The sequence below is a fragment of the Acidovorax sp. 22279 genome, assembly GCF_052045435.1.
Taxonomy (GTDB): domain Bacteria; phylum Pseudomonadota; class Gammaproteobacteria; order Burkholderiales; family Burkholderiaceae_C; genus Acidovorax; species Acidovorax delafieldii.
The window spans coordinates 16,742-41,744 of sequence record NZ_JBQEOV010000024.1; the positions used below are offsets into that span (position 1 = coordinate 16,742).

Sequence of the window (25,003 nt, forward strand, 5' to 3'; positions counted from 1 at the left end):
CCCAGCCCTGCGGGTCGCACCAGCGCGCGCAGCGTCCCTGGCATGCGCTGAGCAGACGCCCCGCATCCCACCACCCCTTTCATGCTGACCATCGCCCACCTGCGCCGCCGCCGACGCCGTCTGGAATGGGCGCTGCTGGCCTGCGCGCTGATGGCGCTGGTGGCCTGGCTCAGCACCGCGGATAGCCTGAGCCGCGTCAACCACCTGGTGCAGGATGCAGGCATGCGACTGGTCTCGCGGCCCGCACACCCCGACGTTGTGATCGTGGCCATCGACGACGCCAGCATTGCCGCCATCGGCCGCTGGCCCTGGCGCCGGGCGCTGCATGCCGAGCTGATCTCGCGCTTGACCGCCCAGAACCCCCGTGCCATCGGCATGGACGTGCTATTCAACGAAGCCGACCTGGACTATCCCGAGGACGACGTGCTGCTCACCGACGCCATCCGGCGCAGCGCCCGTGTGGTGCTGCCCGTGCTGCGACGCGGCTATGGCCCGGTCAGCAACCAGACCGACCTGCCCTGGCCCGCCTTTGCCGAGGCTGCCGCAGGCCTGGGCCATGTGCATGTGGCGCCCGACAGCGATGGCGTGGTGCGCAGCCTGTACCTGCAGGAAGGTCCGGCAGCCGCCCCCTGGCACCACTTCAGCATGGCGCTGCAGTGCGTGGCAGACCGTCAATCTGTGGCCGCCTGCGCGCCCTCGCCTGCCAGCGCATCGGACACCAGCCCCTGGCAACGCAATGACCCCACGCTCATCGCCTACGCCGCGGGGCCATCGCCCTTCACCACCTACTCCTACATTGATGTGCTGCGTGGCCAGGTGCCAGCCGGAGCACTGGAGGGCAAGTACGTGCTGGTCGGCGCTGCAGCCTCGGGGCTGGGCGACATGTTTGCTACGCCCGTCAGCCAGCAGTCGCGCCTGATGCCGGGCGTGGAGGTGGTTGCCCATGTGCTGGATGCCCGCCTGGCCGGCGAACACATCGTGCGCGCACCGCAGGCCTTGAACATCGCCTTCAACCTGGTGCCTGTGGCCTGTGCGCTGGTGGCCTTGCTGCTCATCGGCCCCCTGGCCGCCTTGCTGACCAGCGCCGGGCTGGCCCTGGCCACCTTGCTGCTGAGCATGGCCCTGCCCTGGTGGGCAGGTCTGCAGTTCGCTCCGGCCGCCGCCTTGCTGGGCCTGGCGCTGGCCTACCCGCTCTGGAGCTGGCGGCGCCTGAGCGCGGCTGCGCACTTTCTGCGGCTGGAGATGGAGAACCTGCAGCGCCAAGGCCTGGCCATGCGGTTGCGCAGACGGCCCGGAGACTCCGCCGACTTTCTGGAGCGCCGCATCAACGCCGTGGAGCGCGCATCCCGCCAGCTGCGTGACCTGCACCAGTTCGTGAGCGAGAGCCTGCAGCAGTTGCCCTCACCCACCATCGTCTGCGCCCCCGACGGTGAAATCCTGCTGGCCAACCAGGCGGCCCGCCAACACCTGGGGGGGCCCGCCCAGCCCTCCTTGCAGGGCCTGTCCGTGGTGGACCTGCTGGCCGATCTGGTGCAGACAGGGACTCGAGAGCCGATCGTTACCCAGGCAGCCTTGCAACATGCTGCCTTGCCAGAACAGACCGAGGGCACCGACGCCCGGGGCCGCAGCCTACTGGTGCAGTGCAAGCCTTTCACCAACTTGGCCAATGCAGGCTGGCTGCTGACCCTGGTGGACCTGACCGAGATGCGCCGTGCGCTGCAGCAACGCGACCAGGCGATGCACTTCATCTCGCACGACATCCGCGCGCCCAACGCGTCCATCCTGACGCTGCTGGAGATGCAGCGTGCCTACCCCGGCCGCCTGTCGGACCACGAGTTGCTGGAGCGCATCGAACGTTATGCACAGGCTTCGCTGGGCATGGCCGAAAGTTTTGTGCAACTGGCCAGCGCGCAGACGCAGGAATACCGCATGGCGCCGCTGGACCTGGCCGCCCTGCTATCCGAAACCACCGACGACCTCTGGACCCTGGCCCGTGACCGCAACGTGGACGTGCGCACGGTGTCCACCCCAGACACTGCGCCCTGCCTGGGCGACCGCGCCCTGCTGTCCCGCGCGCTGACCAACGTGATCCACAACGCCATCAAGTTCAGCCCCGATGGCGGCACGGTGCAATGCGCCATCGTGGCGCGAGGTACGCACTGGGTGGTGTCGGTACGGGACCAGGGCCCGGGCATTGCCCCCGAGCAGCAAGGCCGTCTGTTCACGCCCTACCAGCGGTTGCACGACCACAGCCACCCGGCCATAGCAGGGGTCGGCCTGGGCCTGGCACTGGTGCAGACCGTCGTGCTGCGCCACGGCGGGGCGCTGGAGGTGGACAGCGACGTAGGGCGGGGGGCCGAGTTCCGGCTGGTGCTGCCGCAGCGGTTGGATGCGCCGCCGGACGACGACGAGCAATAGCTAGCGGCGAGGGGCTGACTGCGACTGCAGAAAATCGAGCACCGCCCGGTGGTCGCCCTGGAAAACGATGCGATCAGCCCGGCTTTGCCGCTGGTAGGCATACATCGGGTCGTAATAGTCGCGCATGAGTGCAGCAATCCAGCCGCGGTGCAGAGACAGGTCACCCTGATTGCGTTGCTGTACCAGCGCTGCCTGCATCGACCCACGAAGCGCCTGGTAGCGGTCGCCCCCAAGGCGCTTGGCGAGTTTGCCCAAGCTATCGAGCAACCGCGCTGCAAACAGGTCGGTACCCGCCACCTCGCCATGGACGGCCACAAAATCTGCGCACTGCTGCCACACGTAGTCGCCCAAGATGCGCTCTACACGGGCATCGAAAGCGTCCTCCAGGCAGACGACGGGCACCTGCTCCAGCCGCTGCCGCAGCTCCAGGGGCACTGAGCAGCTGCCCACATGGCGACCCTCGTCCTCCAGCACAAAAGTCGCATGGCCCCGTGCTCGCTTCTTCAGCACGTCGATGGCCAGCCGGTTCTCAAAATCGATCTGCGTCGGCTGGCCGCTCACGCGCTGGCCAAAACTGGAGCCACGGTGGTTGGCATGGCCTTCCAGGTCCAAGCCGTTGGCCAGTTGCGCAATCACCTCGGTCTTGCCGGTGCCGGTCAGGCCACTGAGCACCACAAACCCACACTCCGCCGCCGCAGCCTGCGTGGTGCCGATGAGGAAACCCCGCATGGCCTTGTAGCCCCCCACCACCCGGGGGTAGTCCATGCCCGCTTCGTTCAGCAACCATTGCTGCACGATCTGCGAGCGCAGCCCGCCACGAAAGCAATACAGCACGCCCTGTGGGTGCGCCTGCGCAAACTGCGCCCACGCCTTAACGCGCTGGCGCTTGATGCTGCCAGACACCAGCTGGTGCCCCAGCGCAATCGCGGCCTCCTGGCCCTTGTGCTTGTAGCAGGTGCCCACCTGCTGGCGCTCGCCATCGTCCATCAGGGGAAGGTTGGCAACCCCAGGAAACGCGCCCTGCCCAAACTCCACCGGCGCGCGCACATCCATCATGGGCACATCGTTCAGGAAGATGTGCCGGTAGTCCGTCAGGTTGTCGGGCATCAGCGCAACTCGACGGCAAAGGCCTGTCGCGGGGTGAGCTGGCCGATGGGCTGCAGCGCCAGGCCCAGTTCCGCAGCCGCCTGCAGGAACTCGGCCTCGCCCTCCGGACTCACGGCCACCAGCAGCCCCCCGCTGGTCTGAGGGTCGCACAGCAGGTGCTTTTGCACCTCGGTCAGGGGCGCAATCTTCGCGCCGTAGCTGTCAAAGTTGCGCAGCGTGCCTCCTGGCACACAGCCCTGGTCCATGTAGTAGTCCACTCCCTCCAGGCGGGGCACTGCCGCGTAGTCAATCACAGCGCTCAAGCCACTGCCCTCCGCCATTTCGACCAGATGCCCCAACAGGCCGAAGCCGGTCACATCCGTCATGGCTGCCACGCCTGCCAGCCGGCCGAATCGGCTCCCTGGCCGGTTGAGCGTGCACATCAGGTCGCGCGCCACCCCCACATCCTGGGCGCGCAACTTGGCCTTTTTCTCTGCGGTGGTCAGAATGCCGATCCCAAGGGGCTTGGTCAGATACAGGCGGCAACCCGCCGTGGCCGTGTCGTTGCGTTTGAGATGGCGCTTTTCGACGATGCCCGTCACCGCCAGACCGAAAATGGGCTCCGGCGCATCGATGGAGTGACCGCCTGCCAGGGGAATGCCTGCTGCGTCGCACACTGCACGCCCCCCGCGCACCACCTCACGCGCCACCTCGGGCGACAGCACATTCACCGGCCACCCCAGGATGGCGATGGCCATCAGCGGATCGGCACCCATTGCGTAGATGTCGCTGATCGCATTGGTGGCAGCAATGCGCCCGAAGTCGTACGGGTCATCCACGATGGGCATGAAGAAATCGGTGGTGGATACCACGCCGCGCTCGGCATCCAGGGCATACACCGCCGCATCGTCCCGCGAGGTGTTGCCCACCCAGAGCCGGGGGTCCAGGTGCTGCGCCCCACTGCCCGCCAGGATCACGTCCAGCACCTTGGGGCTGATCTTGCAGCCACAGCCTGCGCCGTGGCTGTACTGGGTCAGGCGGATGGGGGATGTCGTCAGGGTCTCAGGAAGCATGCGAGGTTCTTTCGTGGCATCAGGCGCGGGGCGCGCTACCCGTATTCTGGCGCTGCGCGGAACGCGGCCATGCATTGCAACGAATACCTTACCCCTCCTACGCCCGCACAGCGATACGAACACCATGGCGAATCTGCGAGCCGCTTCACCTGAAGCATGCGAAGCGGGCCAGCGAGCTGCCTGAATTGTTCTAACGGACCCAAAGAAAAAGGCCCCGTGCTATTGATTAGATAGCTACAGGGCCTTGATGCTGGCGGAGAGGGTGGGATTCGAACCCACGGTAGTGTTGCCACTACGCCTGATTTCGAGTCAGGTACATTCGACCACTCTGCCACCTCTCCTGTGTGTCGAAGCCTTCGATTATAGCCAGATTTTCAGGGCTTGAGCACAGCGGTGCCGCCAAGGTAGGGGCGCAGCACCTCGGGCACCGTCACGCTGCCGTCGGCTTGCTGGTAGTTTTCGAGCACTGCCACCAGCGTGCGGCCCACGGCCAGGCCCGAGCCGTTCAGGGTGTGCAGCAGCTCGTTCTTGCCTTGGGCATTCTTGAAGCGGGCTTGCAGGCGGCGGGCCTGGAAGGCTTCGCAGTTGCTCACCGAGCTGATCTCGCGGTAGGTGTTCTGCGCGGGCAGCCACACTTCCAGGTCGTAGGTCTTGGCGGCGCCAAAGCCCATGTCGCCGGTGCACAGGCTCATCACGCGGTAGGGCAGGCCCAGCTTTTGCAGCACGGCTTCTGCGTGGCGGGTCATTTCCTCCAGCGCTTCGTAGCTCTTGTCGGGGTGCACGATCTGCACCATCTCGACCTTGTCGAACTGGTGCTGGCGGATCATGCCGCGCGTGTCACGGCCGTAGCTGCCGGCTTCGGAGCGGAAGCATGGCGTGTGGGCCGTGAGCTTGATGGGCAGATCGGACTCGGCCACCACCACGTCGCGCACAAAGTTGGTCAGCGGCACTTCGCTGGTGGGGATGAGGTAGAGGGCCGCGTTGTCGGGCACGGGCTCGCCATCTTGGCCGCCCTTCTTGGCAGCGAACAGGTCGCCTTCGAACTTGGGCAACTGGCCTGTGCCCTTGAGCGAGTCGGCGTTCACGGCATAGGGCACGTAGCACTCGGTGTAGCCGTGCTCTTGCGTCTGCACATCCAGCATGAACTGGCTCAATGCGCGGTGCAGGCGGGCGATGGGGCCCTTCATCACGGTGAAGCGCGAACCTGAGAGCTTGACGCCCATGTCGAAATCGAGGCCCAGGGGCGTGCCGACATCGACATGGTCTTTCACCTCGAAATCAAATTTGGCAGGCGCGCCCCAGCGGCGCACTTCCACGTTGCCAGCTTCGTCGCTGCCCACCGGCACGGACTCGTGCGGCAAGTTGGGCACGGCCACCAGCATGGCCAACAGTTCGGATTGGATCTGCTCCAGGCGCGCGGCGGATTGCTCCAGCTCCACCTTGCCTGCGGCCACCTGGGCCTTGACGGCTTCGGCGCCGTCCTTGTCACCCCGGCTCATCAGCATGCCGACCTGCTTGGACAGCTGGTTGCGCTGGGCCTGCAGCTCTTCGGTGCGGGTCTGCAGCGTCTTGCGCTCGGACTCCAGGGCCTGGAAAGCGGAGACGTCCAGGAAGGCCTGGGGCTTTTTGCGGGTTTCCAGCCGCGCGATGGCGGTGTCGAGGTCTTTGCGGAGGAGAAGAATGTCAAGCATGGGGTCGATTTTAGAGGGCTGGCAGAAAAGCCAAGTTCAGAGCAACGGCACAGCTGTCGTGCAGAGCCCTGGCAACTGGCACGCACCAGAGCAGGGCCCCCGCGCAAGGGCCGCCCCACCGCGCAGAGGGCGTCCCCCTTGAGGGGGAAGACGCGCAGCGGCTCAGGGGGCTATAGATTTGCCGGATCAAAGTTGGCGCCGCAGAGAATCAGGGCCACCGCTTCTTGTGGCTGGGGCTTGTAGGCGCCGGTTTGCAGTGCGGCCAGGCCCAACGCGGCGGCGGGTTCCACAGCCAGTTTCAACTCCTTCCACAGCCACAACTGGGCAGCGCGGATGGCATCGTCGGGCAGCAGCAGTGCATCGTGCACATGGCGCTGGCTCACCTCCCAGCCAATGGCGCCGATGCGCTTCGCGCCCAACGAGTCGGCAGCCACGCCGCCCACCTCCACATCCACCGGCTGGCCAGCAGCCCGCGCGGCGTACAGCGTGGGCGCGCGTTCGGGCTCCAGTGCCACCACATGGGCGCGACTCTCCACCCACGCGGCCACACCGCCAATGAGGCCGCCACCACCCACGCTGACCAGCACCGAGTCGGGCAGGCGGCCACCCTGCTCTTCCATCTCCAGCGCCAGCGTGCCCGCACCCGATACCACTTCGGGCTGGTCGTAGGCATGGGCCTGCAGCGCACCCGTGGCCTTCTGGCGGGCCACGCAGGCTTCAAACGCTTCGGAATATGCGGCGCCAGTGACAACCACCTCGGCCCCCAGCGCGCGCAGGCGGGCACGTTTGGCCTCGGGCGAGACCTCGGGCACAAAGACCTCGCAGCGCACCCCCAGGGCCTGGGCGGCCGCCGCCACGGCAATGCCGGCGTTGCCGCCGGAGGCAATGATCACGCCGCTCTCGGGCACCGGGTTGGCCAGCAGGCGGTACAACATGCCCCGCGCCTTGAAGCTGCCGCCCACCTGCAAATGCTCCAGCTTGAGCCAGACCTCGGCACAGTCCACGCCCAAGGACTTGCCGGACAGGCGCATCAGCGGCGTGGTGCGCAGAAAGTCGGGCTGGGTGGCCAGTTGGCGGCGGGCAGCGGCAATGGCGGCGCGGTCGATCATGCAGGGACTCCGAATGGCAGGTGATGTCAAAAGAAGGGGGCAGTGTAGGGGCTGCCCGCAACATGCAGACACAACGCTGACTGCACGCGCGCCGCACAACTGCCGATAACATGGGCAGAGCAGTCCCCACCCCACCGCGCCGGCCGGCCTGCGCGCAGGAGAAAAACCATGTTCTTTGTGTTCGGCCCGTCAGGCCAGATGTACCGGGGCGGCCCCGAAAACCTGGCACGTATCTCTGCGGTGCGCAGCGTGCAGCGCCCGCAGGCCCTGCGCACGCGGGCCATGGACGCGCAAGATGGCCAGCCAGGGCCTGTCTTCGCGGCCCCGCCCCGCCCCACTGCGGCCGACACCAACGCTGCTGCACCTCCAGCCATCGTCAACCTGCGCATGCACGACGCCGTGAGCGCCTACGCACAGACAGAGCAAGGCCCCCAGGCCAGCACCCGCCAGCCGTTGACCAAGGTGAGCGATGTGATGACCACCGGCGGCGTGAGCGTGGCGCCCGACGTGCGTGTGAACGATGCCTGGCAGACCCTGGCCGAGCACAAAGTGGCACAGGCGCCCGTCGTCGATGTGCTGGGCCGTGTGATCGGACTGCTGCTGAGGGCCGACATGGCGCCACTGGACCTGCTGCCCGAGCCCGGCGCCGTCAAACAGGCCATTGACCTGGCCCGCCGCCCGGTGGCCGAGGTGATGGTGAGCCCGGTGCCCACGGTGTCCCCCGACACCGAGCTGCGCCGCGTGGCTGCCGTGCTGCTGGACACTGGCCTGCCCGGGCTGCCGGTGACGGACGAGGCGGGCGTGCTGTCGGGCTTTATCTCGCGCACCGACATCCTGCGCGCCGTGGCAGCCGACCCGCCACTGGACCTGTGGAGCGGGCCCGCCGTGCCCTTGTAAGGGGATATTTGGATAAAAATGGCCGCTGGCGCCAGAAAAATATGCGCCTGCCGCTATCAATTCAGGAGTAAAAAAGGGCGCCTGTTGGCGCCCTTGCACGATCACCGGCGGCCCTTCACGCCGCCGTCAGTGGGCCGATGGACCTGTCTCTGGCGTGCGCTCACGAATCTCCAGCCCCGTGGCCGCGTCGATCTTGAGCCCCTTGGGCAGCGGGAACTTGATGGTTTCCTCGATGCCCGCCATGTTGCGGACCGACACAGCGCCCAGCGCCTTGATGCGGTCGATGACCTGCTGCACCAGAATTTCAGGCGCCGATGCGCCCGCCGTGAGCCCCACGCGCGAACGGCCCTTGAACCACTCGCCCTGCAGCTCGTCAGCACTGTCCACCATGTAGGCGGTGGTGCCCAGCTTGGCCGCCAACTCGCGCAGGCGGTTGCTGTTGGAGCTGGTGGGGCTGCCCACCACGATCACCACATCCACCTGAGGGCTCAGCACCTTGACGGCGTCCTGCCGGTTTTGCGTGGCGTAGCAGATGTCCTGCTGCTTGGGCTCGCGCACACTGGGGAAGCGCGCACGCACGGCGGCAGAGATTTCGGCCGCATCGTCCACCGAGAGCGTGGTCTGTGTGACCACGGCCAGCTTTTCGGTCTGCGCAGGCTGCACGCGCGCCACGTCTTCCACATCTTCCACCAGGTGGATGCCGTGGTCCAGCTGGCCCATGGTGCCCTCCACCTCGGGGTGGCCCTTGTGGCCGATCATGATGAACTCGTAGCCCTCTTTGGCGAGCTTGGCCACTTCAACGTGCACCTTGGTCACCAGCGGGCAGGTGGCGTCAAAAATGCTGAAGCCACGCGCCTCGGCCTCTTGCTGCACGGCCTTGCTCACGCCGTGGGCGCTGAAGACCAGCGTGGCGCCGGGTGGCACGTCCGACAGCTCTTCGATGAAGATCGCGCCCTTGGCCTTGAGGTCGTTCACCACGTAGGTGTTGTGCACGATTTCGTGGCGCACATAGATGGGGGCGCCAAACTTCTGGATGGCGCGCTCCACGATCTCGATGGCGCGGTCCACACCGGCGCAAAAGCCACGCGGCTCGGCCAGCAGGATTTCTTTCGGCGCCAGCATCACAGGATCCCGATCAGCTGCACTTCGAAAGTCACGGGCTGGCCCGCCAGCGGGTGGTTGAAGTCGAACAGCACGGCGCCGTCGTCACGCACCTGCATTACGGCCCCGGCGTAGCTGCCCTGGCCGTCGGGCGTGGGGAACTGCACCACGTCGCCCACGTTGTATTTTTCGTCGGGGTCACCCAGCTCGTTCATCAGCTTGCGCGCCACCCACTGCTGCATGTCGGGGTTGCGCTCGCCAAAGGCCTCGCCCGCGGGCAGCTCGAAGGTGGTGCGCGTGCCCTCGGCCAGGCCCAGCAGGCGCTGCTCCATGGCGGGCGACAGCTCGCCCGTGCCCAGCGACAGGGTGGCGGGTTTGTCGGTAAAAGTGTTGATCACATCCCCCGCCGGGCCGGCCAGGCGGTAGTGCAGCGTGAGGAAGGAGCCCGGCTGAACAGTGGGAAGGGAGGTGGAAATAGAGGTCATGAGAGTCCCGATAAACTGCCGCGATTGTAGAAAACCGGGCAAACCCCTACCGCAGCCACCGCTGCTGGCGCGTTCCACCTCCTCTTCCATGGCCATCAAAGACCTGCCCGCCGACGCCCAGCCCCGCGAAAAACTGCTGGCACGCGGCCCCGCCGCCCTGGCCGATGCCGAGCTGCTGGCCATCCTGCTGCGCACAGGCATCGTGGGCAAGGGCGTCCTGCAGATGGCGCAGGAGCTGCTGGACCCGCCCGGCATTGACCCGGACACGGGCGCCGTCACCGGCGGCTTTGGCGGCATTGCCGGGCTGTTGCACACCAGCGCGGCCGACCTGGAGCGCATCAAGGGCCTGGGCCCGGCCAAACGTGCCGAACTGGTGGCCGTGCTGGAGCTGGCGCGCCGCGCCCTGGCCCAGCAACTGCGCGAACGCGAGGTGTTTGACTCGCCCGACACCGTCAAGCACTACCTGCAGCTGCACCTGGCCGCCAAGGGGCACGAGGTGTTTGCGGTGCTGTTCCTCGATGCGCAAAACCGCCTGCTGGCGCTGGAGGAGCTGTTTCGCGGCACGCTCACGCAGACCAGCGTGTACCCGCGCGAAGTGGTGCTGCGCGCCCTGCACCACCAGGCGGCCGCCGTGGTGCTGGCCCACAACCACCCGAGCGGCAGCGTACAACCCAGCCGCGCCGACGAGGCGCTGACCCAGAGCCTGAAGACCACGCTGGCCCTGGTGGATGTGCGCGTGCTCGACCATGTGATCGTGGCGCCGGGCCAGGCGCTATCGATGGCAGAAAAGGGTCTGATGTGACCGCCCCAGCCCCCGCGCCAACCCCGCCGCCCACGGCCCTACAAGCGGCGCTGACACGTGCTGCGTGCGCTGCTCCCGGTAAAGCCGCGCCGATGGAAACCACCGCTCCCGCACCGGCCCCCACCGCGCCCCGGTCCACCCGGCGCGCAGGGCTGGCCGACAAAAAAGCGGCGGCCAAGGCAGCCATGCGCCCGCTACGCCACGCCCCCGCCGCGCCCGCGGCCGCAGACAACCCCGCACCACCCCGCCGCCGCGCCCCCCCGGCCCCGCGCCGCGCGGGCGAACGCATCACCCAACTGCAGGACCTGGCCACCGTCGCCCGCCGCCTGCGCGAGGACCAAGAGCGGCGCGAGGCCGAAGACAAAGCCCGGCGCGAAGCCGCCGCCCGGGCCGAGGCCGAGCGCCACCTCTTCAGCCGCAGCGTGGGCCCCGTCACCCCACTGCGCAACCCGAATGTGGCGCGTCTGCGCCGCCACCAGCCGCCGCCGCTGCCGGTGCAGCACTGGCTGGACGAGGAACGGGTGCTGCTTGAATCCATCAGCGACGACTTCGATGTGAGCACCCTGCTCGACACCGACGACCAGTTGAGCTTTCGCCGCCCAGGCATTGGTGTGGAAGTGACGCGCCGCCTGCGCTCTGGCCACTGGAGCATCCAGCGCCAGCTGGACCTGCATGGCCTGCGCGTGGACGAGGCGCGCGAAGCGCTGGGCGACTTCATCCGTCATGCCCACAAGACGGGCCTGCGCTGCGTGCGCGTGGTGCATGGCAAGGGGTTGGGCTCGCCCGGCAAAAGCCCCGTGCTCAAAGGCCGCGTGCAACGCTGGCTGGTGCAGAAGAACGAGGTGCTGGCCTTCGTACAGGCGCGGCCCATGGATGGGGGCGCAGGGGCGCTCGTGGTGCTGCTGCAACCCGTTCTACGCAAAAATTCATGAAAAAATAGCTGCAAGCGCTACATCCATATGCGTTTGCAGCTATCGAAAGTAGAGCATTTCAGCACCCTACAGCAGGCTGCTCCGTAGCGGTGCTGCGAACGCATGCACCGCCACGGCCTCCGTAACAGGAGAGGGACGACTACTTGGACAGGTCCACGCCGTACTTTGACGTGCCCTTGCCCGAGCCGTCATCGGCCGCCAGCAGCGACACATTGCCCAGCCCGGCCGCCTGCGCCACGCTGAGGGCATTGGCGCCCGAGCTGAACACCACCGGACCCGCCACCGTGGCCTTGGCAAAGCGCCAGCTCTTGGCAGCGCCGTTGGCCGCGCGGGTCACTGCCGGGTTCTTGCGGATGTAGTCGATGACCACATCGCGGTTGGCGTCGGGCGAGGCCCAGATGGTGCCTGAGCCGTCGAGCTTGTCGATGAAGCTCTTGCCGCTGGTCGCGCGGTAGTTGTTGGTGGCTATCACGAACTCCTGCGCCACATCGATGGGCTTGCCCAGATACGTCAGGTTCTTGATGCGGCTGCCCACGGGCTGGGTCACGTCGATCTCGTACTGCATGTCTGCCGTGGTGAACATGTCGAAGTTGTACCCAGGAAAGCTGCTGATGAGCTGCTGCTCACCCGTCTTGGCCGGGTCGATCTGGTTGAAGCGCTTGGCAGCGGCTTCGAGCCAGTTCTTGATGTCCGCGCCGTTCACCTTCACCGCGTACACCGTGTTCGGGTAGAGGTACAGGTCGGCTGCGTTGTTGATGGCCAGCGGACCCACGGCCACGTCGGTGTAGTCGGCCCCGCCCTGGAAGCCGCTCTTGAACGGTGCGCTCACCGACAGCACGGGCAACGCAGCGTACTGCGGCAGGCTGGCCTTGATGTAAGCCGCCACATAGGCCTGCTGTGCCTGGTTCACGATCTGGATCGCGCCGGGGTCACCCACATCAGCAAACAGCGTGCTCATGCGGAAGTCAGTCTGGCCGATCGGTGTCTTCACATACTGGATCGCAGCTTGGTGCTGGGTCTCTATCAGCGGGGCGATGGCGGGGTCTGCATCCACAGTCACCGTGGCGCCAGCGGCATTCTTGCTCTGGATGTTGCGCAGCTCGCTCTTGCTGGCGGACTTGTTGACCATCCACTTGCTGCCGTCCCACTGCAGCGCCAGCTGCACCACGCCCAGGGCCTTGCCCCACGAGCTGGCCATGACCGCGGGCACACCGTTCACCGTGCCCGCCTTGTGGTCCACGCCCGGCAGGTTGAAGCTGGGGGTGGCTGCGGTGTCGGGGAACACGCCGTGCTGGTGGCCCATCACCATGGCATCAATGCCCGCCACCTTGGACAGGTACAAGCCCGGGTTCTCCATGGTGGCCGAGTAGGCGGCACTATCGAGCCCGCCGTGCAACAGCGCCACCACGATGTCGGCGCCCTTGGCGCGCAGCTCGGGCACGTACTTGTTGGCGGATTCCACGGCGCCTTCCGTGTAGACCTTGCCTTCCAGGTAGCGCTTGTCCCAGTTCATGATGCCAGGGGTGGTGAAGCCGATCACACCAATTTTGATCGGCAGCTTCACTTCCTTGCCATCGGTGCCCTTGGCCACCAGCGTGCGTTCCAGCAACGTGTAAGGCTGCACCAGCGGCTTCTTGGTCTTGTTGCTGTACACGTTGGCCAGCACGGCGGGGTAGCCCGCGCCCGCGCATTTCTTGGTGGCGTCCACGCCGTCCACATCCAGCCCACCGCCCAGCACCTGGTTCAGGAAGGGCAAGCCGTAGTTGAACTCGTGGTTGCCCAGCGTGCCCGCATCAAAGCCCAGCGCGCCCATGGCCTTGTACATGGACAGCTGCTGCGTGCAAGGGATGGGGCTGACGGTGGCCTCGTAGTCGGCCAGCGCAGTGCCCTGAATGGTGTCGCCGTTGTCCACCAGCAGCGTGTTGGCAAACTCCTTGCGGGCAGCGCGCACCAGCGTGGCGGTGCGCTCAAAGCCGTAGCTTTTGTCTTCAGCCAGCTTGAAGTAGTCGTAGCTGCGCACATTGAAGTGCAGGTCGGTGGTCTCCAGCACAGCCAGCGTGGCTGTGGCGCCCGCGTTGCTGCTGGCGTTGTCGCTACTGCCGCCACAGGCGGCCAGCGACGCAGCAAGTGCTACCACACCCAGTGCGGCGACACGGCGTGAAACCTGCGAAGGAGAAATCAGAAAACCCAGAATGCGTTCAGACATGAACAGTCCCTGTTGGAAACAAGGGACCGAGTGTCTGGGCCGGGTTTGACAGCGGTGTGACGTGGCAACGTCGATGCAACACCCTCGCCGCACGCGGCAGTCTGCGGGCCTCGTAGCGGCTCAATCGATGCGGTGCACGTCGCCGTTGTGGGGCGATGCACTCTCGTGAAACAGGTCTTCCAGAAACTGCACGAGCTCATGCTCTTCGACAAAGTCGGGGATCACAAAGCCCGAGGGCGTGCGCTTGCCGTCAGCGCCCACGCGGTAGGCCTGCCATAGCGCGCCTTCGCGGCGCACTTCGACGATGCGGCCGAACACATTGAAGCGCGGGTACCCATGGGCTTCTGGCTGTTGAGCAGGTGTGGGGAATGGTTCAGCGGCGGTCATAGGATGTTGTCCAGACGCGGGGGAGTCGTCAGGTTCGCACCGAGGCGATCAAGTCCACCTCCACCGTTGCGTTCTTGGGTAGCTGCAGCACTCCGACCGACGTGCGGGTGTGGGCGCCGGCATCTCCCAGTACGGCAAACAGCACCTCCGACGAGCCATCGGCCACCTCACTTTGCTGCGTGAAGGTGGGCGCCGACTGCACATACACGGTAATGCGCAGGATGGACTGAACGGCATCCAGCGAACCCAAGGCGCGCTGCAGCAGCGCCAGCGCCCGCATCGCGCAGACCTTGGCAGCGTTTTGCGCATCGGCCAGCGAGGCATCGGCCCCCGCCGCGCCCGTGACGACCACCGTGTCGCCCACGCGCGGGATCTGCCCGCTCAGGTAGATGTGGTGGCCGTCACGCACCAGCGGGACGTAGTTGCCACCAATCTTGATCTCGCCATCAAAGCGGTAGCCCAGTGCCTGGGCCTGTTCCTCAAATCTCGCATCGCGTGACATGAACATGGGTCTTCTGAAAAACTGCAGTCTTCGCTGCGGGCTACATGAAGCGCGCAAAAGGGTCTACCAGCGAGGCGATCGACACGGTGCCGGCCGCCCCGCCCTCGTCACGCCGCGCCGATTCATGCCCTGCCGGCACGGGCACGGCGGGCAAGGGCTGCATGCGGCGGCCATACACGCGCTGCACGCGGTCGTCGAGCGTGGGGTGGGTGTCCAGCCAGCGCTCCATACGGCTGGGGGCGGGTACGTCCACCAGCAGCATGTGCTGCACGGCCGGGTGGGCCAGGCCGGTGTGGACGGGGTTCTCGGCATACCCGGCCGGGGTGTCGCGGCGCTGGGCCATGACCTTGCGCAGCACACCACCCAAGCCATCGCGGCTGCGGGTCCATTGCACCGCGCGTGCATCGGCCAGGTATTCGCGCTGTCGCGATACGGCGGCCTTGAGCAGGCGGCCGGTGAGCCAGCCCGCAAAGCCCGCCACCATGATGGCCGAACCGAACCACCAGGCCAGGCCCCGGCGCTCGCGCATCGTGTCGCCAAAGTTGTAGACCAGCTCCAGCCCGAACACCATCCCCGCCAGGCGCATCTTCAGACGCGTGTCGCCCTCGTGCAGATGGCTCAACTCGTGCGCCACCATGCCCTGCATCTCTTCGCGGGTGAGGTAGTCCAGGGCGCCCTGCGTCACGGCAATGACGGCATCGCTCTCGTCCCACCCGGCAGCGAACGCGTTGATGGCATCGGTGCGCGGCATGACCATGACCTGCGGGCGTGGCATGTGCGCTGCAATGCACAGCTCGTCCACGATGTTGGACAGCCGCTGCTCGGCGTGCGACAGCGACGGGCGCAACTCGCGCGCGCCCACGCGCTGCGCCAGCTTGATACCGCCTGCGCGCAAGTTGGACGTCTCCACCCACCAGCCGCCCAGCACCAGCATCAGCGAGACCCCCACATTGGCGGCCAGAAAACCTTGTGGGAAGGGCAAGTGCACGGGCAGCACCGCCACCATCAGCCACCAGGCCAGCGCCAGGGCCGCATGCACGGCCGCCACCAGAACGACCACAGCGAAGGCAAAACCCAGCAGCAGGCGACGCGTCTCGCTGCGCGCGTTGTGCTGGTGATCCCAGAACTTCATGGATGCGGCAATGGAAGGGTCAGAACTTCACCCGGGGCGCGGCGCGCTCTTCGTCGGACTGCGTGGACGCCAGCATGGGCGCGGGCGCAAAACCCAGCAGGCGCGCGACGATGAGGTCCGGGAACTGCGCCGCCGCATCGTTGAACTCCAGCGCCTGGTCGTTGTAGGCCTGGCGCGCAAAGCCCAGGCGGTTTTCGGTGCTGGTGATTTCTTCGGACAGCGACTGCATGGTGGCGTCGGCCTTGAGTTCAGGGTAGCTCTCGGCCACCACCATCAGGCGGCCCAGGCTGCCGCCGAGTACGCCCTCTGCCGCTGCCAGCGCGCCCATGGCGCTGGCGCTTTGCGGTGCGGCACGCACCGCTGCAGCCGCGCCCTGCGCCTGGCTGCGGGCCTTGATGACGGCCTCCAGCGTGGCGGCCTCGTGCGCGAGATAACCACGTGCCACCTCCACCAGATTGGGAATCAGGTCATACCGGCGCTTGAGCTGCACATCGATCTGGCCAAACGCGTTGGCAATGCGGTTGCGCAACTGCACCAGCCGGTTGTAGACCGCCACAGCCCACAACCCCACAGCGACCAGCACAACGACCACGACCCATGCAGTTGCCGACATAACCCACCTCCTGTATTTGTTGGAGGAAGCATCTTAGAGCCTGTGAAGGCGGCCCCAGGAAACATACCAGGGCGCCATTCAACGGCGCAAACGGGCACCACCTCGCGGGCGGGCTACACCCCTTTGTTGCGCATCCAGTCCGCCGTGCCCATGAAGCTTTCCTTCAGCCGCACGCGCAGGTCGGAGGGCACGCCGGTCTCGCCCATGGCCTGGTCCATGCAGGCCACCCATTGGTCGCGCTCCTTGATGCCGATGGCAAACGGCATGTGGCGCGCGCGCAGGCGCGGGTGGCCAAACTGGTCGGTGTAGTACGACGGCCCACCCAGCCATCCGCACAGAAACATGAACAGCTTTTGCCGCGCCTGGCCGAGGTCGCTGCCATGGGCGGCACGCAGCTCGGTGTAGCCGCGCTCCAGGTCCATTAGGTCATAGAAGCGCTCGGTCAAGGCGCGCACGCGTTCTTCGCCGCCGATCCATTCAAAAGGGGTGGTGGCCACGGGGGCATCTGCGGCGGAGGACGAGGGGGTGGATTCCATGGGGTTGGCAAGGAGAGGTTGCCAGACGGTGTCGGGAAGCCTTTGATTATAGAAATCAAGGGCCTTTCATTCGCCTTGTGGGACCTTGGGACAGCCGCACTCCGACACCAGATGCCCTGCCCTGCTACTCCAGCACCGCCCGCAGCTGCCGCGTGGTCACCGCCAAGCGCCGGGCGCCGATCTGGGCCAGATTGTTCATCACCGTGAGGGCCGCCTCGGGGTACTGCCTTGCCCAGGCATCAAAATGTGCGCGCGACAAACGCACCAGATGCGCCGGGCCACGTTCGGCGCCCGCGCAGGCACTGCGTGCCGCACCATTGAGGAAGGCCATTTCGCCAAACGCCATGCCCGGACCGACGGTGGCCAGGCGCAAGCCCTTGTCGGGCGGCCACTGGGTGACCAGCGTGATGTGGCCGGACTTGACCACGAGGAGGTCATGGTCCGTATCCCCCGCATGGAACACCACGCCATGGGGCGGGACGGCCTGGGACACCAGCAGCGCCTGCAAGGCCTCGGCAGCGGCCTTGGGCACGCCCTCGCCCACCTCGCCCAGCACATCGCGCTCGGGGTGCACAGGGCGTTGCTCGATGGGCCGCTGCGACAGGATACCCACCTCGGCCCATTCCAGCGCCCGGTCCAGGTCGGCAAAAGCGCGCACATGCTCCCCCGCATGCTCGGCGGCCATGGGGTCCAGGGCTGCCACGGCCGCGGCGATACCCTGCTGGTCCAGGTCACGCACCAGCGCCCGCAGTTGGGCCATTGCCGTGCTGTCCCACGCGGGCACGCGGCCCGCGTCCAGAATGACCCAGAGATGGCGCGGCAGCAGCAGCATGCGCACCTGCTCGGCCAGGTGGGCAGCCACGCCAAAAGACATCACACCTTGCAGTTCAAACACCGCCACCTGATTCATGCGCGGCGTCAGCCAGCTGTCCGACCCGGCACGGCGCAAGCGCCGCGAGCGCAGCTCGCCATCCAGACGCACATGGCGCAGCACCGTGGCGGCAGAGTCGTGCAGCAGCACAAACGTGGCCACCACCAGGCCAGCCACCAGCGCCCCCACGCCCCCCATCACGGCAAACACCAGCGCCACCAGCCAGCTTTGCGCCCAGGTCACCCGGGACCGGCGGGCATAGCCCAGCGACCACATGAGGCCCGGCACCTGCATCAGCCCCGCCAGCACCAGCCCCCCGGCAAGACAGGCCATGGGCACCCAGTGCAGCCACCACGCCCCGGTGACCGCCACACCCAGCATGATGGCGGCGTGCCAGCGCGGGGCATCGCGCGAGGCCCCCGCCTGCGCCAGCACAATGCGCGAACGCGACGCGCTGGTGGACGCGGGAATCATGCCCATCAGCCCACACAGCGCACCCAGCAAACTCTCGCGGCGCAGCGCCAGGTTGGCATTGCCACGCAGGCCATGGTCCAGCTCCAGCTCCTGGTTAAATACCAGAATTTCCAGGCTGTTGACCAGCGCCATCAGCACCGCCAGCACCACCAGAGCGGAGCCCTGCTGCCGGGCCAGGGCCATCCAGGGGATGCCCGTCCAGTCGGGCAGCATGGGCCAGGCAAACACGCTGGGCGGCACGGCCGGCACAAACACACTGCCCAGCCCCACACCCCATACCCCCGCCAGCGCCACGGCCAGTGCCACCAGGGCCACGGCCGACAGCAGCCCTGGCATGCGGGGCCAGCGCTGGCGCAGCCCCCAGGCCAGCGCCACCACGGCCAGCGCAGCCAGCAGGTGCCAGCCGGTGCGTGCGTCCCACAGCGCATCGGCACCCGCACCAAAGCCATTGCGCACCTGTCCCACCACCATCGACAAGCCCACACCGGCTGCAAACCCGTGGGTGACCGAGATAGGAAGAAACCGCGCCACCGACGCAAGCCGCAACACCCCCAGCAGCCACTGAAACACAAAGGCCAAAGCCACCGTGGCACCGCTGACCGCCAGCACCTGGCGCGCGCTCAGGCCCAGGCTGGGGGCCGCACCGTGGGCAGTCGCCAGCACGGCGGCAAACAGCAGGGCCACCACCGTGGTCGGTGCATATACCACCCCGGCACGGGGTGTCGCCAGGGTCAGCAGCAGGCCGGGCAATGCAGCCGACCACAAAGCCAGCGCGGCCAGCGAATGTTCGCCCGCCAGCGGCGCAAATGCCAGCAGCCCCAGCCCCACGGCGTGGGGTACGGTGACCGCTGCCGCAGACCACGCCGCCGCTGCGCCCGAGGGCTGCGGCGCCGACGGCCCAACCTCAGCCCCCGCCGAAGGCCCGGCACGGCGATGCAGCGAGGCAGTCACGGGTGCGGTCGGCGGCATGGAGAAGGTCTAATAATCCCCGGGCATTGCGCGCCTACAGGCTGCGCGCCGCAAAGGTGTCGCAGGTCTTGACACTGCCACTTTGCAGGCCGCTGTTGAACCAGCGCTGCCGCTGGGCGCTCGTGCCATGCGTGAAGCTCTCGGGCACCACCGCGCCGCCATTGGCCCGCTGCAGCGCATCGTCACCAATCTTGGCGGCGGCGTTCATGGCTTCTTCCACGTCGCCCTGCTCCAGGATCTGGCGGGACTTCTGGGCGTGGTGGGCCCACACCCCCGCAAAGCAGTCGGCCTGCAACTCCAGCCGCACCGACAGCGCGTTGTATTCCACCTTGCTCACACGGCCCCGCATCTGGTCCACCTTGGCGCTGATGCCCAGCTGGTTCTGCACGTGGTGGCCCACCTCATGGGCAATCACGTAGGCCTGGGCAAAGTCGCCCGGGGCACCCAGCCGGGTCTTGAGAGTCTCGTAAAACCCCAGGTCGATGTAGACCTTCTGGTCAGCGGGGCAATAGAACGGCCCCATGGCTGCCTGCCCCGTACCACATGCGGTGGGCGTAGCGCCCCGGAACAACACCAGCCGCGGGTCCTGGTAGCGCCCGCCGCCCTGGCGGAACACCTCGCCCCACACGTCCTCCGTGTCGGCAAGCACCGTGGACACAAACCGTGCCATGGTGTCATCAGCCGGTGGGCGGTGGGCCGGGGCATGGGGTTGCGTCTGCACCTGGGGCGCCGGACCGCCGCCGCTGAGCAGCCCCAGGATGGTCAAAGGGTTGATGCCCAGCACCCACCCCCCCACCAGCGCGATCACGATGGTGCCAATGCCGATGCTGCGCCCACCAAACACCGGCGATCCACCGCCGCCGCCCTCGTCACGGCGGTCTTCCACGTTGTCGGACTCGCGATTGCCTTCCCATTTCATTGCGTCTCTCCAGCGCCCTCCAGATGGGGCGGCCAAGCCTGCATGTTACGCGCGGGGCCGCCCTGGCGCGGACGATTTACGATGTGTTCCACCCCGCTTTTGCCTGCCTTTCATGACATCTGCCGCACACCATGGCGCGCCCCATGCCGGGCCCACCATTCTTCTGACCGGTTTTGATCCGTTTGGTGGTGGCGCGCACAACCCCAGCTGGCTCATTGCGCAAGCGCTGCACGGGCAGCGCATCGCAGGACACCAGGTGGTGGCCGCGCAATTGCCCACGGTGTTCGGGCAGTCGTTGCAGCGGCTGCAGTCGCTTTTGCTAGAACACCGGCCCACCGTCACGCTGTGCCTGGGCCTGGCAGGTGGTCGGGCAGCGCTGTCCATCGAGCGCATCGGCATCAACATCAACGATGCGCGCATTCCAGACAACGGTGGCGCACAGCCCATAGACACCCCGGTGCAGCCCGGCGGACCTGCCGCCTACTTCGCCAGCCTGCCCATCAAGGCCATGCTGCGCGCCGTGCAACGCGCAGGCGTGCCCTGCGAGGTGTCGCAAACCGCTGGCACCTTTGTCTGCAACCATGTGCTGTACGGCCTCATGCATCTGCTGGCACAAGGCATAGGCCCAGAGGGCGCACGGGGCGGTTTTGTGCATGTGCCCTGGCTCAGTGGCCAGGGGGACCCCCATCTGCCCCTTCGCGACATGGTGCGCGGCATGCATGCTGCCCTGTGGGCTGCGGTGCTGACGCCGCAGGACATCGCGCTGCAGGCGGGGGCCACGCATTGATGGGCATGGCAGCCATGGCGAACCTGAACCCGCGCCAAGCACACGCTGGGTGACCTTGGGCACTGCACAGGTGAGGGCTTCTCCGCTCCCACGAGAGCGGCATGCTGTGTACAGTCCGCCTATGCTTTTTGCCCCCTCTTCAGCCCCCTCGGGCGTGCTGGATGCAGCAGCCACCGCTGCGCGGTTGCCCTGGTCCGATCTGGCTGATGAAATAGCGGCCTTGCTCAAAGACCCCACAGTCGTGGTGCCGCAACGCGCCGTGCTGCCGCTGGCGCAAGGCGGCAGCTTGTTTGTGATGCCCGCCACGGATCAATCGGTGGCCATGACCAAGCTCATCACCTTCACCCCGGGCAACGCGGGCACAGGACGCCCGTCGATCCAGGGCGATGTGGTGGTGTTTGACATCGCCACGGGCGAGCGTCGGCTGGTGCTGGACGGGCCCACTGTCACCGCACGGCGTACCGCCGCGGTCTCTCTGCTGGCCGCCCGGCATCTGGCGCAGGTGCCGCAGGGCCCTTTGCTCATCGTCGGCGCAGGGGTGCAGGGCCTGGCACATGCCGAGGCATTCATCCACGGCCTGGGCGTGCGCGAGGTGTGGATTGCCTCGCGCAGCAGCGCCAGCGCCCAGGCCCTGGCAGCGCAGGTGCGCGGCCTGGGCGCCCACGTGCGGGTGGTGGCCGATGCCGATGCCGCCGTGCCCCACTGCCCGCTGATAGCGACCTGCACCACGGCCAGCGCACGGGTGCTGAGCGCCCCGCCCCGGCCCGACGCATTTTTGGCAGCCGTGGGCGCTTTCACGCCCGCCATGGCAGAGCTGGCCCCAGCCCTTTGCCAGCATGTGGCGCGGCACGGACGCATCCTGGTGGACACCAGCGATGCACTCCATGAGGCGGGCGACCTGCTGCAGGCAGGCCTGGATGTGGCGGCGCTGCCGACGCTGGGTGAGATGGTCCGGAGCCTCGGTGCCGCAGCCCCCGAGCGGCGTTCGGGCCCGGTGCTGTTCAAGAGTTGCGGCTGGGCCGGCTGGGACTTGGCAGCAGCCCGGCTGGCCCTGCGCCGCGCCAGCCCGGCACCGGCCGCGACGGCACACTGGGCAGACCCTTCCGCATGATGCTCATCACACGTTTTTCAGACCACAGCCTGCGCATGCAGATCGCGCTGGTGTTTGGCACGCTGGTCGTGACCCTGTCAGTACTGCTGTCGCTGGGGTTTGGCGAGTTGCTCAAGCACCGCATTCAGCGCGATGCAGGCAGTTCCTTGCAGGTGGTCGCCGAAAACGCAGGCAAGCTTCTGGCCCTGGGCCTCATGCAGCGCAGCCTGGAGGCCGAGGTGATGGCCAGTGCCGAAGTGGTGTGGTCCAAGGGGCTCGACTCCGCCGAGGCCCAGCACATGCTGGCCCGCAGCCAGGCCATGCAGCCCACCAACATCTGGATCGGTGTTGCCGATGCGCAAGGCGTGGTGCGCAATGCCACACGCGGCCTGCTGGTGGGCCAGAGCGTGGCCCAGCGGCCCTGGTTTCAACACGGACTCGAAGGGGTGCATGTGGGCGACGTCCACCCCGCCAAGCTGCTGGAGTCCCTGCTGCCCCCCACCGCCACTGGCGAACCACACCGGTTTGTGGACTTTGCAGCGCCCATTCGCGTCGGCCCCACCACGGTGGGCGTGCTGGGCATCCACGGCAGCTGGCAGTGGACACGCGAGGTACTGGAGAGTCTGACCCCTGCGTCATCCGATGAAAGCGCGCTGGAACTGTTCATCTTTGACCGCGAAGGCCAGTTAATTTTTGCACCTGGCGGACAGACCGAGGTGATGCGGTCTGCCGGGCAGCGACTGCCCGAGGACATCAGTGTCAACAACAACCGTGATGGCGACCGCACGCAGACCACCGTGGTGCGGTGGAGGGATGGCAAGCGCTACCTGACCGCTGCCACGCAGCTGCAGCCGCGCAACGCGGCCAGCGATCTGGGCTGGCGCATCGTGGCACGCCAGCCTGTGGAATTGGCTTTTGCGGAGGCAGACAACACCGTGCAACTGGCACTGGTGATTGGCCTGACGGCCGCGCTGCTGGCATCCGCCCTGGCCTGGCTGGCCGCCCGGCGCCTGAGCGTGGACCTGTATGCACTGGCCGACGCGGCCAGTGCGGTGGAGGCCGGGCTCCCCGGCAGCGACATTCCGACCATGCAAAGCAGCCGCGAGGTACAACAGCTGTCTCAGTCTCTGGGCCGCATGACGCACCGCCTGCTGGCCGCCCGCGAGGCGATGGAAGAAAAAGTGCGCCTGCGCACGCTGGAGCTGGAGGCCGCGAACCGCGCGCTGGACCTGCAGGCACGCACCGACGCCCTCACCGGGTTGCTGAACCGGCGCGGCTTCGAGACACAAATGGCCTTTGCGGTGGCGCTGGCGCGGCGCAGCAGCCGTCCGCTGAGTCTGATCACCGTGGACGTGGACCACTTCAAGCGGGTGAATGACACCTACGGGCATGAAGCCGGAGACGAGGTCCTGCGGCGCCTGGCACGCACGCTGGAGTCCCGCCTGCGTGGCTCTGATGTGGTGGCGCGACTGGGGGGAGAAGAGTTCGTGGCGTTGCTGCCCGACACCGACCTGGAGGGCGCCCAGTCCATTGCGCAGGCCCTTGTCACCGCCATGGCAGAGCAACAGAACCCGGTCGTGGGCACCATCACCGTCAGCGCAGGTGTCGCAACCATGCGCAGCGCAGACGACAACGGCGCCGCCATGCTGCGTCGGGGCGATGCAGCGCTCTACGAGGCCAAGGGCCAGGGACGCAACAGGGTCTGCGTGGAGGCGTGAGGGCTGCCCGAGCCCATAGTGGCGCCGTCCCCCGGTGTTGCGGGCCGTGGCTCCGGGCTTTCGGCTTGCAGCACGGGCGCCTCAAAATACGGCTGCAGCTGGGCCGACAGCTCTTGCAGACCAGCGTCCGGAGCGCCAGCCGCCAACGCCAATCGCTCCAGGGCATAGGGCCGGTGGCCCAGCATCATCGACATGTTCACGCAGTGGCCGTGAGCTGCCATGCGCAGCACAAAGGCATTGAGCAACTCACAGGGCCAGTAGGTGTGGTGTGCCTGGCAGTCGGCGTCGGCGGAATGCGGCGCAGCGTCTGGGCGCCGAGGCGGCGGGATGACAGAAGGCGCAGGTGCTGGAGCGGGATCGGCCAGCGCTGGCGCCAGAGCGCGGATGGGCGCAAAGAACAAGGTTGAGGCGGCAGCGGACATCAGCATGGTGAAACTCCATCAGCCTCCATCTCCCGGGAGGCGTGTCACCAATGCTAGAAAACTTACCGATGCTTGCATTTCAGCCAAGGCGCATGGCGCGTGTAGGACACAACCCCTGCCACCGCCCGCCATGTGCGCCTGGTCAGGCCTTGGGCAGTGTCACGCCCACCTGGCCCTGGTACTTGCCGCCCCGGTCTCGGTAGCTGACCTCGCACACGTCGTCCTTGTCGCTCTCGAAGAACAGCACTTGTGCGCAGCCCTCGCCTGCGTAGATGCGCGCTGGCAGCGGCGTGGTGTTGCTGAACTCCAGCGTCACATAGCCTTCCCACTCGGGCTCGAACGGCGTCACGTTGACGATGATGCCGCAGCGCGCATAGGTGCTCTTGCCCAGGCAGATGGTGAGCACATTGCGCGGGATGCGGAAGTATTCGACCGTGCGGGCCAGCGCGAAGCTGTTGGGCGGGATGATGCAGCTGTCACCCTCGAAATCGACAAAGCTCTTTTCATCGAAGTTCTTCGGGTCCACCACCGTGCTGTGGATGTTGGTGAACACCTTGAATTCGGGCGCACAGCGGATGTCGTAGCCGTAGCTGCTGGTGCCGTAGCTGATGATCTTGCGGCCTTCGACCTCGCGAACCTGGCCGGGCTCGAAGGGCTCGATCATTCCGTGCTCGGCCGCCATGCGGCGGATCCATTTGTCGCTCTTGATGCTCATAGCAGAACTCCCTGCGCTGTGGCCCGCTCAGTGGTGGACTGCCGGGCGCTATTAAATACGTAGCTGGT

Annotated in this window: 23 protein-coding genes and 1 tRNA gene; 7 read left to right on the top strand and 17 right to left on the bottom strand. The window is 67.0% G+C overall.

The window, feature by feature from the left end; all coding sequences use genetic code 11:
- The first annotated feature begins 81 nt into the window (after positions 1 to 81).
- Positions 82 to 2,418 carry a CHASE2 domain-containing protein gene (locus tag ACTJKQ_RS23270; protein ID WP_440598229.1) on the top strand — a complete coding sequence of 779 codons (2,337 nt, stop codon included), beginning with the start codon at positions 82 to 84 and terminating at the stop codon, positions 2,416 to 2,418.
- Here the strand turns inward: ACTJKQ_RS23270 and mnmH are convergent, their stop codons facing one another.
- The 5 genes from mnmH to ACTJKQ_RS23295 form a co-directional block, all read right to left on the bottom strand.
- Positions 2,419 to 3,525, bottom strand: a complete 1,107-nt coding sequence (gene mnmH / locus ACTJKQ_RS23275) for a tRNA 2-selenouridine(34) synthase MnmH (RefSeq protein WP_440598230.1) — start codon at positions 3,523 to 3,525, stop codon at positions 2,419 to 2,421.
- On the bottom strand, positions 3,525 to 4,577 hold the full coding sequence (gene selD / locus ACTJKQ_RS23280) for a selenide, water dikinase SelD (RefSeq protein ID WP_260666636.1): 1,053 nt from the start codon (positions 4,575 to 4,577) through the stop codon (positions 3,525 to 3,527). The genes mnmH and selD overlap by 1 nt, the downstream gene beginning before the upstream one ends.
- A 251-nt stretch (positions 4,578 to 4,828) precedes the next feature.
- A tRNA-Ser gene (locus tag ACTJKQ_RS23285) sits at positions 4,829 to 4,918 on the bottom strand.
- Between the two features lie 33 nt (positions 4,919 to 4,951).
- Positions 4,952 to 6,268 (bottom strand): serine--tRNA ligase, encoded by a 1,317-nt coding sequence (gene serS / locus ACTJKQ_RS23290; RefSeq protein WP_395455973.1) that lies wholly within the window; start codon positions 6,266 to 6,268, stop codon positions 4,952 to 4,954.
- Positions 6,269 to 6,438: 170 nt separating this feature from the next.
- Entirely contained in the window at positions 6,439 to 7,377 is a 939-nt protein-coding gene (locus ACTJKQ_RS23295) for a threonine/serine dehydratase (RefSeq protein WP_440598231.1), read from the bottom strand.
- A 168-nt stretch (positions 7,378 to 7,545) separates the two neighbouring features.
- Here ACTJKQ_RS23295 and ACTJKQ_RS23300 point away from each other — a divergent pair, with 168 nt between their 5' ends.
- Entirely contained in the window at positions 7,546 to 8,274 is a 729-nt protein-coding gene (locus ACTJKQ_RS23300) for a CBS domain-containing protein (protein WP_440598232.1), read from the top strand.
- Between the two features lie 126 nt (positions 8,275 to 8,400).
- Here ACTJKQ_RS23300 and ispH read toward each other — a convergent pair whose 3' ends face one another.
- Both ispH and ACTJKQ_RS23310 read right to left on the bottom strand, forming a co-directional pair.
- Positions 8,401 to 9,396, bottom strand: a complete 996-nt coding sequence (gene ispH, locus ACTJKQ_RS23305) for a 4-hydroxy-3-methylbut-2-enyl diphosphate reductase (protein ID WP_440598233.1) — start codon at positions 9,394 to 9,396, stop codon at positions 8,401 to 8,403.
- Complete coding sequence (locus ACTJKQ_RS23310; protein ID WP_056060856.1) at positions 9,396 to 9,860, bottom strand: FKBP-type peptidyl-prolyl cis-trans isomerase; 465 nt, start codon at positions 9,858 to 9,860, stop codon at positions 9,396 to 9,398. The genes ispH and ACTJKQ_RS23310 overlap by 1 nt, the downstream gene beginning before the upstream one ends.
- An 88-nt stretch (positions 9,861 to 9,948) precedes the next feature.
- On the opposite strand from ACTJKQ_RS23310, the gene radC reads away from it, so the two are divergent.
- Together radC and ACTJKQ_RS23320 are read left to right on the top strand one after the other, a co-directional pair.
- Positions 9,949 to 10,662, top strand: coding sequence for a RadC family protein (gene radC / locus ACTJKQ_RS23315; protein WP_288853526.1), 714 nt, complete (start codon positions 9,949 to 9,951; stop codon positions 10,660 to 10,662).
- 185 nt (positions 10,663 to 10,847) lie between these two features.
- Positions 10,848 to 11,594 (top strand): Smr/MutS family protein, encoded by a 747-nt coding sequence (locus tag ACTJKQ_RS23320; RefSeq protein WP_409557804.1) that lies wholly within the window; start codon positions 10,848 to 10,850, stop codon positions 11,592 to 11,594.
- Positions 11,595 to 11,733: 139 nt separating this feature from the next.
- On the opposite strand, the gene ACTJKQ_RS23325 is transcribed toward ACTJKQ_RS23320, so the two are convergent.
- From ACTJKQ_RS23325 to ypfJ, 8 genes are all read right to left on the bottom strand, one after another.
- On the bottom strand, positions 11,734 to 13,800 hold the full coding sequence (locus ACTJKQ_RS23325) for a bifunctional 2',3'-cyclic-nucleotide 2'-phosphodiesterase/3'-nucleotidase (protein WP_440598234.1): 2,067 nt from the start codon (positions 13,798 to 13,800) through the stop codon (positions 11,734 to 11,736).
- Positions 13,801 to 13,920: 120 nt separating this feature from the next.
- Entirely contained in the window at positions 13,921 to 14,187 is a 267-nt protein-coding gene (locus ACTJKQ_RS23330; RefSeq protein WP_082753478.1) for a DUF7661 family protein, read from the bottom strand.
- Positions 14,188 to 14,215: 28 nt separating this feature from the next.
- Positions 14,216 to 14,689: a RidA family protein gene (locus ACTJKQ_RS23335; protein WP_440598235.1), complete on the bottom strand. Its 474-nt coding sequence runs from the start codon at positions 14,687 to 14,689 to the stop codon at positions 14,216 to 14,218.
- A gap of 40 nt (positions 14,690 to 14,729) precedes the next feature.
- Positions 14,730 to 15,821 carry a M48 family metalloprotease gene (locus ACTJKQ_RS23340; RefSeq protein WP_440598236.1) on the bottom strand — a complete coding sequence of 364 codons (1,092 nt, stop codon included), beginning with the start codon at positions 15,819 to 15,821 and terminating at the stop codon, positions 14,730 to 14,732.
- 19 nt (positions 15,822 to 15,840) lie between these two features.
- Entirely contained in the window at positions 15,841 to 16,434 is a 594-nt protein-coding gene (locus ACTJKQ_RS23345; protein WP_015012900.1) for a LemA family protein, read from the bottom strand.
- A 113-nt stretch (positions 16,435 to 16,547) separates the two neighbouring features.
- Positions 16,548 to 16,970: a group II truncated hemoglobin gene (locus ACTJKQ_RS23350; protein ID WP_440598237.1), complete on the bottom strand. Its 423-nt coding sequence runs from the start codon at positions 16,968 to 16,970 to the stop codon at positions 16,548 to 16,550.
- Between the two features lie 124 nt (positions 16,971 to 17,094).
- Complete coding sequence (locus tag ACTJKQ_RS23355) at positions 17,095 to 19,284, bottom strand: cyclic nucleotide-binding domain-containing protein (RefSeq protein WP_440598238.1); 2,190 nt, start codon at positions 19,282 to 19,284, stop codon at positions 17,095 to 17,097.
- A gap of 34 nt (positions 19,285 to 19,318) precedes the next feature.
- Positions 19,319 to 20,203 (bottom strand): KPN_02809 family neutral zinc metallopeptidase, encoded by an 885-nt coding sequence (gene ypfJ, locus ACTJKQ_RS23360; protein ID WP_056747416.1) that lies wholly within the window; start codon positions 20,201 to 20,203, stop codon positions 19,319 to 19,321.
- Positions 20,204 to 20,315: 112 nt separating this feature from the next.
- On the opposite strand from ypfJ, the gene pcp reads away from it, so the two are divergent.
- The 3 genes from pcp (at position 20,316) to ACTJKQ_RS23375 (ending at position 23,798) form a co-directional block, all read left to right on the top strand.
- Complete coding sequence (pcp, locus tag ACTJKQ_RS23365; protein ID WP_099729462.1) at positions 20,316 to 20,990, top strand: pyroglutamyl-peptidase I; 675 nt, start codon at positions 20,316 to 20,318, stop codon at positions 20,988 to 20,990.
- A gap of 121 nt (positions 20,991 to 21,111) precedes the next feature.
- Positions 21,112 to 22,101, top strand: coding sequence for a delta(1)-pyrroline-2-carboxylate reductase family protein (locus ACTJKQ_RS23370; RefSeq protein WP_440598239.1), 990 nt, complete (start codon positions 21,112 to 21,114; stop codon positions 22,099 to 22,101).
- Positions 22,101 to 23,798, top strand: coding sequence for a diguanylate cyclase (locus ACTJKQ_RS23375; RefSeq protein WP_440598240.1), 1,698 nt, complete (start codon positions 22,101 to 22,103; stop codon positions 23,796 to 23,798). The genes ACTJKQ_RS23370 and ACTJKQ_RS23375 overlap by 1 nt, the downstream gene beginning before the upstream one ends.
- Here the strand turns inward: ACTJKQ_RS23375 and ACTJKQ_RS23380 are convergent.
- The gene (locus ACTJKQ_RS23380; protein WP_436075645.1) at positions 23,750 to 24,226 is read right to left on the bottom strand and encodes a hypothetical protein; all 477 of its coding nucleotides are present in this window, start codon (positions 24,224 to 24,226) and stop codon (positions 23,750 to 23,752) included. The two genes, ACTJKQ_RS23375 and ACTJKQ_RS23380, sit on opposite strands and share 49 nt — an antisense overlap.
- Positions 24,227 to 24,362: 136 nt before the next feature.
- Complete coding sequence (dcd, locus tag ACTJKQ_RS23385; protein WP_015012892.1) at positions 24,363 to 24,935, bottom strand: dCTP deaminase; 573 nt, start codon at positions 24,933 to 24,935, stop codon at positions 24,363 to 24,365.
- Positions 24,936 to 25,003 lie beyond the last annotated feature (68 nt).

Bases quoted from the DNA above. Each gene is read 5' to 3' on its own strand.
- ACTJKQ_RS23355 (WP_440598238.1), bottom strand. From the start codon at position 19,284: ATGCCGCCGACCGCACCCGTGACTGCCTCGCTGCATCGCCGTGCCGGG.
- pcp (WP_099729462.1), top strand. From the start codon at position 20,316: ATGACATCTGCCGCACACCATGGCGCGCCCCATGCCGGGCCCACCATT.
- ACTJKQ_RS23310 (WP_056060856.1), bottom strand. From the start codon at position 9,860: ATGACCTCTATTTCCACCTCCCTTCCCACTGTTCAGCCGGGCTCCTTC.
- radC (WP_288853526.1), top strand. From the start codon at position 9,949: ATGGCCATCAAAGACCTGCCCGCCGACGCCCAGCCCCGCGAAAAACTG.
- ispH (WP_440598233.1), bottom strand. From the start codon at position 9,396: ATGCTGGCGCCGAAAGAAATCCTGCTGGCCGAGCCGCGTGGCTTTTGC.
- ACTJKQ_RS23370 (WP_440598239.1), top strand. From the start codon at position 21,112: ATGCTTTTTGCCCCCTCTTCAGCCCCCTCGGGCGTGCTGGATGCAGCA.
- ACTJKQ_RS23350 (WP_440598237.1), bottom strand. From the start codon at position 16,970: ATGGAATCCACCCCCTCGTCCTCCGCCGCAGATGCCCCCGTGGCCACC.
- ACTJKQ_RS23320 (WP_409557804.1), top strand. From the start codon at position 10,848: ATGCGCCCGCTACGCCACGCCCCCGCCGCGCCCGCGGCCGCAGACAAC.
- ACTJKQ_RS23380 (WP_436075645.1), bottom strand. From the start codon at position 24,226: ATGCTGATGTCCGCTGCCGCCTCAACCTTGTTCTTTGCGCCCATCCGC.
- selD (WP_260666636.1), bottom strand. From the start codon at position 4,577: ATGCTTCCTGAGACCCTGACGACATCCCCCATCCGCCTGACCCAGTAC.
- dcd (WP_015012892.1), bottom strand. From the start codon at position 24,935: ATGAGCATCAAGAGCGACAAATGGATCCGCCGCATGGCGGCCGAGCAC.
- ACTJKQ_RS23345 (WP_015012900.1), bottom strand. From the start codon at position 16,434: ATGTCGGCAACTGCATGGGTCGTGGTCGTTGTGCTGGTCGCTGTGGGG.
- ACTJKQ_RS23300 (WP_440598232.1), top strand. From the start codon at position 7,546: ATGTTCTTTGTGTTCGGCCCGTCAGGCCAGATGTACCGGGGCGGCCCC.
- ypfJ (WP_056747416.1), bottom strand. From the start codon at position 20,203: ATGAAATGGGAAGGCAATCGCGAGTCCGACAACGTGGAAGACCGCCGT.
- ACTJKQ_RS23270 (WP_440598229.1), top strand. From the start codon at position 82: ATGCTGACCATCGCCCACCTGCGCCGCCGCCGACGCCGTCTGGAATGG.
- ACTJKQ_RS23340 (WP_440598236.1), bottom strand. From the start codon at position 15,821: ATGAAGTTCTGGGATCACCAGCACAACGCGCGCAGCGAGACGCGTCGC.
- ACTJKQ_RS23295 (WP_440598231.1), bottom strand. From the start codon at position 7,377: ATGATCGACCGCGCCGCCATTGCCGCTGCCCGCCGCCAACTGGCCACC.
- ACTJKQ_RS23335 (WP_440598235.1), bottom strand. From the start codon at position 14,689: ATGTCACGCGATGCGAGATTTGAGGAACAGGCCCAGGCACTGGGCTAC.
- ACTJKQ_RS23325 (WP_440598234.1), bottom strand. From the start codon at position 13,800: ATGTCTGAACGCATTCTGGGTTTTCTGATTTCTCCTTCGCAGGTTTCA.
- ACTJKQ_RS23330 (WP_082753478.1), bottom strand. From the start codon at position 14,187: ATGACCGCCGCTGAACCATTCCCCACACCTGCTCAACAGCCAGAAGCC.
- ACTJKQ_RS23375 (WP_440598240.1), top strand. From the start codon at position 22,101: ATGCTCATCACACGTTTTTCAGACCACAGCCTGCGCATGCAGATCGCG.
- mnmH (WP_440598230.1), bottom strand. From the start codon at position 3,525: ATGCCCGACAACCTGACGGACTACCGGCACATCTTCCTGAACGATGTG.
- serS (WP_395455973.1), bottom strand. From the start codon at position 6,268: ATGCTTGACATTCTTCTCCTCCGCAAAGACCTCGACACCGCCATCGCG.